Origin of the sequence: Streptomyces sp. NPDC006326, from assembly GCF_040612915.1 — a bacterium.
Taxonomy (GTDB): Bacteria; Actinomycetota; Actinomycetes; order Streptomycetales; family Streptomycetaceae; genus Streptomyces.
Genome location: NZ_JBEXRC010000035.1, coordinates 31,549 through 44,605, shown reverse-complemented (window position 1 = coordinate 44,605; position 13,057 = coordinate 31,549). Strand labels below are relative to the sequence as shown.

Annotated in this window: 10 protein-coding genes; 2 read left to right on the top strand and 8 right to left on the bottom strand. The window is 73.1% G+C overall.

Features of this window, described 5'->3' with window-relative positions:
* Positions 1-13 precede the first annotated feature (13 nt).
* On the top strand, positions 14-823 hold the full coding sequence (locus ABZ128_RS24775) for a glycosyltransferase family A protein (RefSeq protein ID WP_356850995.1): 810 nt from the start codon (positions 14-16) through the stop codon (positions 821-823).
* A gap of 37 nt (positions 824-860) precedes the next feature.
* Here the strand turns inward: ABZ128_RS24775 and ABZ128_RS24770 are convergent, their stop codons facing one another.
* Positions 861-1,814, bottom strand: coding sequence for a glycosyltransferase family 2 protein (locus ABZ128_RS24770; protein ID WP_356850994.1), 954 nt, complete (start codon positions 1,812-1,814; stop codon positions 861-863).
* Positions 1,775-3,781, bottom strand: a complete 2,007-nt coding sequence (locus ABZ128_RS24765; RefSeq protein ID WP_356850993.1) for an O-antigen ligase family protein — start codon at positions 3,779-3,781, stop codon at positions 1,775-1,777. Before ABZ128_RS24765 ends, ABZ128_RS24770 begins: the two co-directional genes overlap by 40 nt.
* An 80-nt stretch (positions 3,782-3,861) precedes the next feature.
* Between ABZ128_RS24765 and ABZ128_RS24760 the strand changes: the two genes are divergently transcribed.
* The gene (locus ABZ128_RS24760; RefSeq protein ID WP_356850992.1) at positions 3,862-4,551 is read left to right on the top strand and encodes a hypothetical protein; all 690 of its coding nucleotides are present in this window, start codon (positions 3,862-3,864) and stop codon (positions 4,549-4,551) included.
* Positions 4,552-4,568: 17 nt separating this feature from the next.
* Here the strand turns inward: ABZ128_RS24760 and ABZ128_RS24755 are convergent, their stop codons facing one another.
* Genes ABZ128_RS24755 through ABZ128_RS24730 form a run of 6 tightly spaced genes read right to left on the bottom strand, consistent with a single transcriptional unit; the run spans position 4,569 to position 13,034 of the window.
* Positions 4,569-5,615 (bottom strand): glycosyltransferase, encoded by a 1,047-nt coding sequence (locus tag ABZ128_RS24755; protein ID WP_356850991.1) that lies wholly within the window; start codon positions 5,613-5,615, stop codon positions 4,569-4,571.
* Positions 5,612-8,920, bottom strand: a complete 3,309-nt coding sequence (locus ABZ128_RS24750; protein ID WP_356850990.1) for a DUF4082 domain-containing protein — start codon at positions 8,918-8,920, stop codon at positions 5,612-5,614. The genes ABZ128_RS24755 and ABZ128_RS24750 overlap by 4 nt, the downstream gene beginning before the upstream one ends.
* 31 nt (positions 8,921-8,951) lie before the next feature.
* The gene (locus ABZ128_RS24745; protein ID WP_356850989.1) at positions 8,952-10,067 is read right to left on the bottom strand and encodes a DegT/DnrJ/EryC1/StrS family aminotransferase; all 1,116 of its coding nucleotides are present in this window, start codon (positions 10,065-10,067) and stop codon (positions 8,952-8,954) included.
* The gene (locus ABZ128_RS24740) at positions 10,064-10,831 is read right to left on the bottom strand and encodes a NeuD/PglB/VioB family sugar acetyltransferase (RefSeq protein WP_356850988.1); all 768 of its coding nucleotides are present in this window, start codon (positions 10,829-10,831) and stop codon (positions 10,064-10,066) included. The genes ABZ128_RS24745 and ABZ128_RS24740 overlap by 4 nt, the downstream gene beginning before the upstream one ends.
* The gene (locus ABZ128_RS24735) at positions 10,828-11,982 is read right to left on the bottom strand and encodes a DegT/DnrJ/EryC1/StrS family aminotransferase (RefSeq protein WP_356850987.1); all 1,155 of its coding nucleotides are present in this window, start codon (positions 11,980-11,982) and stop codon (positions 10,828-10,830) included. The genes ABZ128_RS24740 and ABZ128_RS24735 overlap by 4 nt, the downstream gene beginning before the upstream one ends.
* A complete protein-coding gene (locus ABZ128_RS24730; protein ID WP_356850986.1) occupies positions 11,979-13,034 on the bottom strand; it encodes an NAD-dependent epimerase/dehydratase family protein in 1,056 nt (351 codons plus the stop codon). Before ABZ128_RS24730 ends, ABZ128_RS24735 begins: the two co-directional genes overlap by 4 nt.
* Positions 13,035-13,057: the final 23 nt, after the last annotated feature.

Here is a 13,057-nt window from a genome sequence, read left to right as displayed (position 1 = left end):
CGACCGAGAGGACATGATGCGCCGTATCGCCCGGGCCCCCTGGGAGCTGCTCAAGCGGGCCTTCGGCTGGCTGGTGCTCTTCGAGGCCAGGAACAAGGTGCTGCTCGCGCCCTCCGCCGTACGGCTGCGCCGTTTCGAGGACGCCGAGACCAGGCGGCTCGCCGCTCTCCTGGGCCGGCCGCCGACCGCCCTCGTGGCCACGGTGATCGCCACCCACCGGCGCCCGGAGGCGCTGCGCGCGGCGGTCGCCTCGGCCCTGGCGCAGAGCGTGGCGGACCAGGTGGTGATCGTCGTCGACGACGGCGCGGGCCTGGCCGAACTGCCTTGCGATCCCCGGCTGTTCGCGGTCTCACTGGCCCGCAACACGGGCACGGCCGGAGTCGTGCGCAACGTGGGGATCCGGTTGACCCGGTCCCGGTACGTGGCCTTCCTGGACGACGACAACCTGTGGGAGCCCGACCACCTGGAGCAGGCGCTGGCCGTACTGGAGGCGCCCGGCGGGCCGGACGGGGTGTACACCGCCTTGCGCCGGGTGCTGCCGGGCGGAGCGGAGCGGGACGTGCTGTCGGTCCCCTTCGACCGCCGGCGCGCCGCCCGTGAGGCCTTCCTCGACACCAACGCCTTCGTGGCCCGCCGCAGCCGGTCCCTGTACTTCAGCCGGCTGCGGCGCACTCCCGAGGTGCTGCCCCGCGAGGACTGGGAGCTCGTACGCCGCTTCGCCCGCCGCCACGAGGTCCGCCACCTGCCCCGGCCCACCGTCCGGTACCTCGTCAACCCGGAGAGCTTCTACACCGCCTGGGACGGCCGGACGCCCTCCGGATGAGCCCGCCGGGGCCACCCCGGTCCGGCCGCCGGCCCGGTCAGGGTCCCGGCGTGACCCGCAGAGCGGAGGGGCTGGCCAGGGCCCGCGCCGCCGCACGGCTCGCGGGGCGGCCGAGCAGGGCCCGCGAGCCTTCCCTCAGCAGGACGGCGCCGCGGAAGGCGGCCGTGGCCAGCCGGCCGTGCCGGCGGCCGTAGAGCCGTACGCGGTTGAGGGTGAGCAGCGTCCACAGGCGCGGCGACACCTGCGAGTCCCCGCCGAGGTGGGTGGCCGAGGCCTCGGGCCGGAGCCGGGTGACGAAACCCCGGTCGCGGGCGCGCAGGCAGTATTCGGTCTCCTCCGAGTACAGGAAGAACGATTCGTCCCAGGGGCCGCAGGCGTCCAGGCAGGCCCGGGAGAGTGCCATCAGGGCGCCGGTCGCCCAGTCGGCGACCGTCGGCCGCCGGTACGCGGACGGGTCGGTGACCAGTTCGCTCCACCGCGGGAAGCGCCCCGCGCGGCGGTTGCCCACCACCGCCTCGCCGAGCGCGCGCGTGACGCGGGACTCGCGGCGCAGCGAGTGGTGCAGTGTCCCGTCCTCCTCGTACAGCAGGGGGACGCTGATGCCCACGGTGCGGCCGCCGGAGAGGGGGGCGTCGAGTGCGTCGACGAGCAGCCGGGCGGTGCCCCGTCGCATCCGGATGTCGGCGTTGCACACGAGAGCGGCACGGAAGCCGCCCTCCCACCCGGCGGCGGCCTCCAGGGCGGCGTTCACCCCGGCCGCGTACCCGGCGTTGCGGCCGGTCTGGACGACCGTCGCGTCCGGGGCCAGGGAACGGACCACGTCGACGGTGCCGTCGGCGGAGTCGTTGTCGGCGACGACCAGGCGCCAGTCCAGTCCGGCCATGCCGTCCGGCAGGGAGGCGAGGAACCCGGGCAGGACCCGGGCGCTGTTCCAGGTGACGACGAGGACGGCTACGGGACCGGTACCCGCGGCGGGGTGAGGGGAGGGCATGGGGACTCCACGGTCGGGGGCTTCGGCGCCGCGCGCCGCAGGAAGCCGAGGTGACTGCCGCCGGCGGCGATCGTCAGGAAGAACAGCCCGGCGAACATCGGGAAACTGAGGGCGTCGAAGGTGGCGCTGCTGACCAGGGCGACGAGGGCGGAGGCGAAGTAGGCCTGCCCCAGCTCCCGGTCGGACTCGCTCGCGGCGAGGCGGCGGATGGCCCCGCCCTGGTGGATCCCCGTGAGGAACAGGGCCAGGAGCGCGACGAGGCCGAGCAGTCCCATCTCCGCGAGGGTCAGCATGTACTGGTTGTCGGTGAAGAAGTAGAGGTCCGGGGTGAAGGTGCCCAGGCCCCGCCCGAACAGGGGGTGCTCTTCGAGGTAGGGCACGATCGCGCTGTACTTGACGGTACGGGCCTGGGTACTGCTGTCGGAGTTCGACAGGAAGGACCCGAAGAGGGTGGTGATGGTGCCGATCAGCCCGGGAACGAGGACCTTGAAGCAGGCGACGGAACCCAGGAGCAGGCCGATCGCGGTCCACCGCCGCTGCGGCTTCCACCGAGGCACCATCACCAGCACCACGATCAGCGCCCCGATGATGGAGGTCCGCGACACCGTCAGCGGCAGGGCGCCGCCCATCAGGGCCACCGCCCCCCAGCGGCGCAGGCCGCTCAGGTGCCGGCGGACCGGGTCGAAGGCCTGCTGCACGGCGAACGGCAGCAGCAGGGCGAGCATGCCGCCGAACTCCAGGGGCTGGGCGGTGGTGGAGCGCGGCCGGGTGAACGCCCCGCGGTCCATGGCGGTGATCTGCGCGACGCTCGACCGGAGCCCCGGGATGCTGATGCGCTCGGCGATGTTGGTCGCGGTGAAGAAGTCGTAGTAGCCGATGGCGGCGACCACGGCGGCCATCACCACGGCCCGCCGCAGCAGCACGTCGAGGCGGGCCCGGTCCTGGATGCCGGCCGTGACCAGCACGACCAGGGACACCCAGACGAGCAGCCCGATCAGCCCCCGGTCCGCCCCGAGCACCTCCTTGTGCGAGCTGCCCCGGGAGGCGTTCGCCAGGTAGGAGGCGAGCACCGAGACGGCCAGCAGCCACACCACGACCCGGGGCAGCCGTGTGCCCGCGGGCGGCCGGATGCGGCCGGTCATCCAGGTGGCCAGGTACCAGAACAGCCCGAGCAGCGCCCATACGTTGGCCGGGGTTCCCACCCCGCCCAGTCCCGGCAGGGTCAGGTTCGAGGGGATGAAGAAGGCCAGAACGAGGTAGCCGGTGAGGATCGCGGTGGCGTCGAGCTCCCGGATCCGGGCCCTGCGCCGTCCGCGCGTCCGCGCCGCCCCGGTCGGGGCGGAGGCCTCACGCCTGCGGCGCAGGGCCGCGACCACGCTCTCGGTGACGAAGGAGAGGGTGAACCCGGCGGTGACACCGGCGATGACCACCGCCAGCACCTGCTGGTAGCGGCTCTTGAGCTGGGGCCTCGGGGTCTGCGGCAGCACCACCGGGGCCGTCTGCACGAAGTAGGCGGGCTCCACCTTGGCGGCCGCCTGGAGGGCGCCCAGCTGTTCTCCGGCGAAGACGGTGAGGGTGTTCGTCTCCTGAAGCACCTTGGCCCGGTCGGTGCCGGTGACGGTCAGGGTCAGCAGCGGCCCCGAGGTGTTCGCCGCGAAGCCGACCGTGTAAGGGTCGGTGACGCCGAGGCCGTGCAGGTCCCGGGCCGCGTCGGCTCCCGACAGGGTCCTGATCAGCACGTCGGCGGTCACGACCAGCGAACCGCCCGCGTTCGCGATGGGGTTGCCGAAGGCCGGGGCCAGTTCGGCGACCGCCGTGGAGTCGAGCAGGGCCACCGAGCTCTGGGACTGGTAGGACACCGGCACGGACCGGTACAGGTGCAGCCCGGCGAGGAGTCCGATCAGCGTCAGGGGCACCATCACGTACCAGCGGCGCCGCAGGACCGCGCCGATCTCACCGATGTTCACGAGCGCCTCCGGCGAGCTGCCGGAACCGATGGCGGGCCGCCCGGCGTCCTGGAAAGATCGATCGCGACGGAAGGAATCCTGTGTCGCCCGGAGAGTTGTTCCGCACGCTGCGCCGCCGCTGGTACGTCCTGCTCCTGGCGGCGGTCCTCGCGGCCGTCGGAGCCCTGCAGGTGCTCCACCCGGCCGTCACCCACGTGAGTTCGGCGATCGTCGTGCTGAAGCCCCCGGCGACCGGGACCCATCCGAACCAGCTCGCCAACCTCCAGCCGCCGCTCGCCGCCGTCTCCTATGCGGCGGTGCAGCAGCTGGACTCCCCCGCCGGGGCGGTCGAGCTGCGCGCCGCGGGCGTGCAGGGCACGTACCGGCTGATCCCGCGCAACAGCGGCACCAGCGTCACCCCGCGCTATCTGATCCCCTCCCTGCAGGTACAGGCGGAGCACGCCGATCCGGCCGTGGCCGACCGGACCGTGCGGAAGGTGATCGAGGTCTACACCGGGCACCTGACGGCCCTGCAGGACGAGCAGCAGATCCCGGCCGCGGCGCGGATGAGCGTGACCCTGCTGGTGCCGCCGACCTCGGTCGCGCAGACCGGGACCAAGAGCCGCGGGCTGGCCGGGACGGCACTGCTGGCCGCGCTCTGCGCCGTGGCGGGCGCGCTGTGGACCGAGCGGCTGTCGGCGGGCCGCAGCCGGCGCCGGCGCGAGCGCGCCGACGCCGGTCCGGATCGGGCCGCCGAGAGCCGGGTTCCCGCGGCCGCGGCAGCCGGCTGAGCCGTGCTGGGCGTGCATCAGATCCCCCGGCGTTTCCACGACTGCCACCACAGCCATTCGCGGCCCCGGTCGGCGACGGCCGAGAGCACCAGCGGCTGGAGGTACGGCATCACCCGGGCCCCGATCCTCCGGCGTCTGAGCAGCGCCCGGTACTCGGCGAGCCCGGTGTACTCGGGCAGGCATGCGGCGGCGAAGGCCTCCAGCTCCTCCACCGGCACCACCCCGGTACGTCCGCGGTCGTAGGCGCGGTAGGCCCGCCGCAGCGCGTACCGGGCGAGCCGGGTGCGGGCCGCCGTGGACAGGCGGTCCGCCTCGGGCAGCAGGCCGGCGCACTTCTCCAGGACCGAGTCGAAGGCGACGAGCCGCTGGCGCAGGTCGTCGAGCTGGCCGCCGAAGTCCGTGGTGGACATGTTGTTGCCGTGGACGCGGTAGAAGGCCTGGTCGGCCCCGCGGACGTAGCCGACGTCGGCGTGCGCCGCGAGCCGCATCCACATCTCGATGTCCCCGGCGTGCGGGAGTTCGGGGTCGTAGCCCCCGACCTTGCGCTGGAGGCTGCTGCGGACGACCACCTCGGGCGAGGTGATGCAGCCCGTGCCCTCCCGGAAGCGCCGTTCCAGCCACCACCGTCCCGGGTAGACCACCGAGCCGGTGCTGCGGGTGCGGGCCGCGGGGAGCGGCCCGCCGTGGCGGAACTTCAGCGGTCTGCCGTAGCAGAAGCCGGCTTCGGGGTGTGCGTCGAGCAGGGCGGCGGCGCGCACCAGGGCCCCGGGCACCAGCCGGTCGTCGGCCGAGAGCAGGGCGGTGTAGTCCCCGTCGGCCCACTCCAGGAGGCCCTCGTTGTAGGTGGCGATATGACCCTGGTTGCGCTCGTGGACCCGGACCTCGATCCGGGGGTCCGAGGCGGCCAGGGCGCGGGCGACGTCCGCGGAGTCGTCGGGAGAGGCGTCGTCGATGATCAGTACCCGTACGTCGACGCCGTCCTGTTCGTCGAGGACGCTCTTGACGCAGTCGGCCAGGAAGTGGCCGTACTTGTAGCAGGGGATCACCACGCTGACGGTGCTCACCGGCCGGACACCTCCGTCGAACCGTTCGAGCCGTCGGCGGCGAGGGCGGCCGGCGGCGTGGTGGTGAAGACGGGGCCGACCCAGTAGTTCACCGAGCCGAAGGTGTGGGTGGGGAAGGCGGTCGCCGTCCCGTACGTGTAGAGACCGTTGGCGCCTCCGCTGCCGTCGGCGGGGGCGACCAGCGGGTAGGAGCGGTGCGCTGCCGTGAAGTAGCCGCCGTCGACCGCGTACTTGCCGTTCGGCGCGTGGTAGGAGGCCACGTAGGAGGTGCCTGCGGTGACCGGCACCGGGGTGGCGAAGTGGAGCTGCTGCCAGCCGGAGAGGGTCTCGCTGCCGAAGGTTCCGGTGGCCAGGAGCGTGCCGTCGGCGGACCAGAGGCTGCCGGTGTGGGTGCCGGTGTTGCCCGGGCCCTTGTAGAAGGTGATGCCGGTGACGTAGCCGTTCACGGCGGACTGGAAGCGGGTGCCCAGCTCGACGGAGTTCGTGTCGTCCCCGACGGCGGCGGTGGTCGGCTGGGTGGCCGGACTCCACAGGGTGCAGGGGCAGTTCACCGTCGGTGGGCTCGCGCTGGTGGTGAAGGTCCAGGTCACGGGAGCGGCCATGGTGTTGCCCCACAGGTCGGCGCTCTGCACGGACGCCGTGTAGGTGCTGTTCAGCCCCAGCTCGGTGGAGGGGGTAAAGGTGGCGCTGTTGGAGGCGTCGAGGACCTTGCTGCCCGGGACGGTGGCGCCGCCCGCGTCCTTCAGGGTGAACACCAGCGTGTCCGCGTCGACGGCCTCGTTGAAGGTGGCCTTCACCGCCGTGGTGATCGCGGTGCCCGTCGCGGCGGACTGGGGTGTGGTGGAGGTGACGGTGGGCGGCGTCGTGCTGGCGGTGGAGGTGTCCAGGACGGCGTCCACCCAGTAGTTGCTGCCGGAGGAGGCCGTGGAGGGGAATCCGCCGGTGGCGCTGTAGCGGTAGACGCCGTTCCCGCCGTCGGTGCCGCTGCGCAGTGCGGTCAGCGGGGCCAGGCCCGCGTCGGACGAGGCGAAGGTGGTGTCGTGGGAGTACCCGCCGTGCGGGGCGAAGTAGGAGGCGATGTAGGTGGTGTTGGCCTTCACCGGGACCGGCGAGGAGAAGTTCAGCTGCTGCCAGCCGGAGGCCGTCTCGTTGGTGAAGGTGCCCGTGGCCAGGCGCTGGCCCGTGCTGCTCCACAGGCTGCCGGTGTGGGTGCCGGTGTTGGCGGGTGACTTGTAGAAGCGTACGCCGGTGATGGAACCGGGCGCGGTGGTACGGATCTTCACGCCGAGTTCGACGGCGCTGCCGTCGCCGGCGTTGACGGTGCCCGGTACGGCCGCGGCCGGCCAGACGGTGCAGGGGCACTGCTGGGGGCCGACGGTCAGCGGCACGGTGGTGGTGGCGCCGATGTTGACGCTGTCGTCGACGGCGCGGACCTTGATCTGGGCGGTTCCGGGCGCGGTGGGGGTCCACTTGTAGCTCCACGAACCGATGCCCGTGGTCGCCTTCCAGGTGGTCCCGCCGTCGGTGGAGACCTCCACCCGGGCCACCACGCCGCCGCCGCTGTCGGCGGCGGTGCCCGTGATGGTCACCGGGCGCAGGGCGGGCACCGTGGCGTTCGCCGCCGGGCTGGTCACCGTGACGGCGGGGCCCGTGGCGTCCGTGGACGCGGTCGCCCGGACGAGGTCGGTCTGCAGGGAGCCCGGCTGGACGCCCATGTCGGCGAAGACGTTCACCGTGGCCTGCTGCATCCGCTTGTCCTCGGTGACCACCGCGTCGTCGGGGTTGCCCGTGGGCATGTTGGTCAGGCCCCAGGACCACTGGACGGTGCCGGTGCCGAAGACGAGCGCGTGGGAGGTCTGGTCACGGAAGGCGAGCAGGCTGTGGGTCGCGGTGCCGTTCCCGTACGTGTTCCCGTAGTCGAGCCGCAGCTTCCCGTCGTTGATGTCCACCGTCGTGGACGAGAGCTGGATCTGTCCGGGCGGGCGGGCCGCGTCCTCCACGTCGCTGTCCCACTCGTAGCCGAGGGTGCCGACGGGGAAGGTGGCGGTCTGGGAGGGGGTCAGGCTCGCGACGGTGGTGTTCCGCCACAGCCGCATCCTGGCGAACGAGCCCGGGACGGTGATCGCGTCACTGCGGTAGCCGTTGACGCTGAACAGGGAGCCGGTCAGCTGGTTCTGCGGCTGGTAGGGCCGCCCGTTCGCGGCGCTGGCCGGGTCCATGAAGGTGCCCGTCCAGATGCCGCTGGGGTCGGGGACGCCGTTGGGCTGGGGGAAGGAGAGCTTGGTCTCCTTGTAGCAGACCAGTGTCCGGTTCGCCGTGGCGGCGCCGTCGATGCTCGGGGCGAGGCGGGTCTTCCAGAAGACTTCGTTGCCGCTGAAGTAGGTCTGGTGGACTCCGGCGCGGCGCGCGCCCAGGGCGTTGGTGAACTGCTCCTGAGTCCAGTACTCGTCGTGTCCGGAGGACATGAAGACCTTGTGGTTGCGCAGCTGCGTCGCGCCGCGGGTCGACATGTCGATCCCGGACATGTAGCTCACGTCGTACCCGTTGCGCTCCAGCCAGGCGATCATCTGGAACTCGGACCCGTAGATCCCGTTCTCCCCGCCGATGTCCATCGGCCGGTTGTAGCTGACCTCGTACGCCCGGCCGTCGGGGGCGGGTCCGCCGCCGTCGTAGAGGTCCTGGCCGCCGTAGTTGTTGTAGGCCTGCCAGGTCTGGTCACTGGTCTGGACGACGATGTCGGAGTGGGAGGCGTCGTTGCGGACGACGAAGGGATAGGGCATGACCCCGTTGCCGTCCGCCTGGTCGAGGTTGGCGATGTACACGCCCGAGACGGCATCGGCCGGTACGGTCCAGGTCGCGGTGACGGGCCAGTTGCCGCAGTCGACCAGGCCGGTGGCGGCCTTGGTGGTGCAGCTGCGCGGGTTGCCGCCGGCCAGCACGTTCGCCGGGTAGGTCTGGGCCGCCTGGGCCTCGGTCGACTGCAGGCGGGCGCCGTTGCCCCCGTAGTGGCCCAGCCGGTAGACCGAGATCCGGTACGGGGACGGCGACTGGACCTTGAACTGCACGGTTTCGCCCGGCTGGACGCTCGTCTGGGCGCTGAAGCCCTTGATGTCACCGTAGGCGCTGGGCGCGAACCAGTCGGACATCGGCGTGCCCGGCTTGGAGTTCTCGCACACGATCGCGTTCGTGCCGGGACCGCAGGGGTCCGCCGCACCCGCCACCGCGGAGGGAGGGAGGACCGCGCCCAACAGGGCCGCGATCACGGTGAAGAGGCCGTACCGGAGCAGCCTTGTCCGTCTGTTCATCTGTACCTCTTTTTTACGTCAGCACGGTGCGTCAGCGCAGGGCGCCGGTGAGTGCGTCCACGACCCGCTCCTGTTGGGCGGCGGTGATCTGCGGGAAGAGCGGGAGGGAGAGCATCCGGTCCGCGGCCCGCTCCGCGTGCGGGAAGTCCCCGCGTCCGTGGCCGAGGTGGGCGAAGGCCGGGGTGAGGTGCACCGGGGCCGGGTAGTGCACGCCCGCGCCGATCCCCTCGGCGTTGAGCTTGCCGACGACGGCGTCACGGTCGGCGCCGTGGACACGGACGACGTAGAGGTGCCACACGTGGACGTTGCCCTCGGCGGTGACCGGCAGGGTCAGGCGTCCGGCAGCGGCCTGCTCGCCCAGCAGCGCGTCGTAGCGGGCGGCGGCCGCGCGGCGGGCGGCGTTTCCCTCGGCGAGCCGGGCCAGTTTCGCCCGCAGCACCACGGCCTGGAGTCCGTCCAGCCGGCTGTTGAACCCGGCGACGTCGTGGCGATACTTGGCGGTGCCGCCGTGGTTGGCGAGCGCCCGCACCAGCTCGGCCGTCTCCGCGTCGTCGGTCACCACCGCGCCGGCGTCTCCGTACGCGCCCAGGTTCTTGCCCGGGTAGAAGCTGGTCGCGGCGATCCCCCCACTTCCGGGGGTACGGCCGTCCCGGCTCGCGCCCTGGCTCTGCGCGGCGTCTTCCACGACCTTGACGTGCGCGGGCAGCCGCGCGGCCAGCTCCGCTGCGGCGGCGCACTGCCCGTACAGGTGGACCGGGACCACGGCCCGCGTGGCCTTGCCGACCGCGTCCAGTGCGGCCTGCGGGTCCATCAGCAGGGTGTCGGGGAGGCAGTCCACGAGGACCGGCCGGGCGCCGATCCGGGCGACGGCTCCGGCGGTGGCGATGAACGTGTTGGCGGGCAGCACCACCTCGTCCCCGACGCCCACCCCGCTCGCCCGCAGGGCCAGTTCCAGCGCGTCGGTGCCGTTGGCGACGCCGACGCAGTGCCCGACCCCGGAGAAGGCGGCGTACTCGCGCTCGAAGGCGCGGACCTCCTCGCCGCCGATGAAGGCGGTGTCGGCGAGCACCCGGTCGAAGCCGGCGCGTAACTCCCCGGCGACCTCGGCGTGCGCGGCCTTCAGGTCGACGAGCGGTATCTGGTTCATCCGGTTGTGCTCCCCATCCGTGTCCGCGGCCTGCGGCCGCTGCTCTCCTTGCCCTCGGCCCGCAGCTCGTCGAGCGCCGGGCCGTCCGCCTCGCGCAGCCGGCGGGCGGGACTTCCGGCCCACACCTCGCCGGGCGGTACATCGGCCAGGACCGTGCTGCCCATGCCCGTCAGCGACCAGGCGCCGATCGTGGTGTACTCCCGGACCAGCGCACCCGCGCCCACGTACGCCCCCCGCCCCAGCCGCACCCCGCCGCCGAGGCGGACCCCCGAGGCGAGCGTCGCGAAGTCCCCGACGGTGTCGTCGTGGGTGAGGACCGTGTGCGGCATGACCGCCACGTGGGCCCCGACCCGGACGGCCGCGGTCAGCACGCAGTGGGCGAGCAGCACGGAGCCCGCGCCGAGCACCGAGGACACCGAGACCGCCGCCGTGGGATGGACCACCGTCGCGTACCGCGCCTCGGGCAGGGCCAGGCGGCGTACCAGGCGGGCCCGTACCGCGTAGTCGCGCGGGCTGCCGACGCAGACCACCACCCGGGCGGCCGGCAACTCGTGGACCAGGCCGCAGGCGCCCAGCACGGGCACGCCGTCGACGTCACGGCCGTGCAGGGCCGGGTCGTCGTCGAGGTGCCCGGCGAGGCGCCACCGCGGGGCGCGGCCGTGCGCGAGGTCGTCGGCGGCCGTGTCCCGTACGGCCTGGGCGGTCTCTCGGGCGAAGCCGCCCGCGCCCACGACGAGCAGGTCGTCGGTGGCCGGGCCGGTCATCCGGCGGCCTGTTCGCGGAGCACCGCCACCACCCGGTCCTGCTGGTCCTGCGTCATCGTGTGGAACAGGGGCAGGATCAGCGAATCCCGGCTGATCCGCTCGGTCACCGGCAGCGCCGCCGCCCCGTGTCCGGCGTACGCCGGTTCCAGGTGCGAGGCCATGATCCCGCGCCGGGCCGAGATCCCGGCCCCGGCGAGCACCGCGAGCAGATCGTCCCGGCGCAGGGGGAAGTCCTCGGTCAGCAGGACCCAGTACGACTGGAAGTTGCCCTCGCCGTGAGCGGGGTCGCGGACCGGGCGCAGGCCCGGAACGGGGGCGAGCAGCTGCGCGTACCGGTCGGCGAGCGCGCGCCGGCGGGCCACGATCTCGTCCAGCCTGCCCAGTTGCACCAGGCCCACCGCGGCCTGGATGTCGGTCATCCGGTAGTTGTAGCCGACCTCCAGGTAGCTTTCGGCGATCGGCTTGCTGCTCGCGTGCCGCTCGGCCGCGGACACGCTCATGCCGTGCTCGCGCAGCCGGCGCAGGCGCTGCGCGCACTGGGCGTCGTCCGTGGTGACCATGCCGCCCTCGCCGGTGGTGATCACCTTGCGGGGGTGGAAGGACCAGGCGGCGAGCAGGGCGCCGTGGCCGACGGACTTGCCGCCCACGGTCGCGCCGATGCCGCAGGCGGCGTCCTCGACCAGGGCGACGCCCCAGTCGGCGCAGGCCGCACGCAGGGCGTGCACGTCCGCCGGCACCCCGCCCTGGTGGACGGCGAGCACCGCCTTCGTCCGCGGGGTGCGCACCGCGGCCACGGTGGCCGGGGTCAGGTTCCCGGTGGCTTCCTCGACGTCGGCGAAGACCGGGTGCGCGCCCACGTAGCGCACGGCGTTGGCCGTGGCGATGAACGACAGGGAGGGGACGACCACCTCGTCGCCCGGGCCGAGGTCCAGGGCGATCAGCGCCAGGTGCAGGGCGGTGGTGCACGAGCTCACCGCGATGCCGTGCTCGGCGCCGACCCGTTCGGCGAAGGCCCGCTCGAACTCCGCGACGCGGGGGCCCTGGGCGACCCAGCCGGAGAGGACCGCGTCGGCGGCGGCGCGTGCCTCCTCCTCGCCGAGCCACGGGACCATCACCGGGATGCGGGCGGGTGTGGGGCTGCCGGTGCTCATCGCCCCGCCTCCCCGGGCGCGCCGGTGCCGGCGGCGGGGTTGCTTGCGGCGATGGCGGAGCCGGTGACGGTGCCGGCGGTCGCGTCGGCCGCGCGTTCGGCCCGCCACCAGTCCACCAGGTCCCGCAGACCGCCGCGCAGGTCGATCCCGGCCGTGAAGCCGAGGCGCGCCGCGGCCTGCGAGGTGTCCGCGAGCCGGCGGGTCACCCCGTTCACGGCGCGCGCGGGGCCGTGCTCGGGCACCAGGCCGTCCGCGCCCATGGCCTCCAGCAGGGCCAGCGCCAGTTCGAGGAGGCTCGTCTCCGTGCCGCTCGCGACGTTGAACACCTCGTCGGTCAGGTCCGATTCGGCGGCCAGCAGGTTGGCCCGCGCGATGTCCCTGACGTGGACGAAGTCCATGGTCTGGGTGCCGTCGCCGAGGATCAGCGGGGGCTCGCCCGCGGCGATCCGCTCCATCCACCGGATCAGCACCTCGGTGTAGAGGCCGTGGATGTCCATCCGGGGCCCGTACACGTTGAAGTAGCGCAGTGCGACGTAGTCCAGGCCGTACATGGAGTGGAAGCTGCGCAGCATGCCCTCGTTGAAGGCCTTCGCCGCCCCGTAGAAGGTGTCGTTGTTGTACGGGTGGTGGCGCTCGGTGGTGGGGAAGGCCTCCGCCAGCCCGTAGACCGAGGCCGAGGACGAGGCGATCACCTTGCCCACCCCGACGGCCGCCGCGGCCTCCAGTACGTTGAAGGTGCCGTCGACCATCACCTCGTTCGCGAGCCGCGGTTCCTCGGCGCACTGGGTGATCCGGATGGCGGCCAGGTGGAACACCAGGTCGGCGCCCTCGGTCGCCTTGCGCACGGCGGCCGTGTCGCGGATGTCGCCCTCGACGACGTCCACGACGCCGCTGGGCAGGGCGCGGGCCAGGTTGGCGCTCCGCCCCCGCACGAAGTTGTCGAGCACCACGATCTCGCGGGCCCCGTGGTCCACCAGCAGGTCCACCACGTGCGAGCCGATCGTGCCCGCTCCGCCGGTGACCAGAATCCTCTTGCCTCGTACGCTGCTCAACGCCTCGCCCCTACTGAGTCGGT

Excerpts from the sequence above, each read along its gene's own strand:
- ABZ128_RS24775 (WP_356850995.1), top strand. The coding sequence starts at position 14 with ATGATGCGCCGTATCGCCCGGGCCCCCTGGGAGCTGCTCAAGCGGGCC.
- ABZ128_RS24770 (WP_356850994.1), bottom strand. The coding sequence starts at position 1,814 with ATGCCCTCCCCTCACCCCGCCGCGGGTACCGGTCCCGTAGCCGTCCTC.
- ABZ128_RS24750 (WP_356850990.1), bottom strand. The coding sequence starts at position 8,920 with ATGAACAGACGGACAAGGCTGCTCCGGTACGGCCTCTTCACCGTGATC.
- ABZ128_RS24745 (WP_356850989.1), bottom strand. The coding sequence starts at position 10,067 with ATGAACCAGATACCGCTCGTCGACCTGAAGGCCGCGCACGCCGAGGTC.
- ABZ128_RS24740 (WP_356850988.1), bottom strand. The coding sequence starts at position 10,831 with ATGACCGGCCCGGCCACCGACGACCTGCTCGTCGTGGGCGCGGGCGGC.
- ABZ128_RS24735 (WP_356850987.1), bottom strand. The coding sequence starts at position 11,982 with ATGAGCACCGGCAGCCCCACACCCGCCCGCATCCCGGTGATGGTCCCG.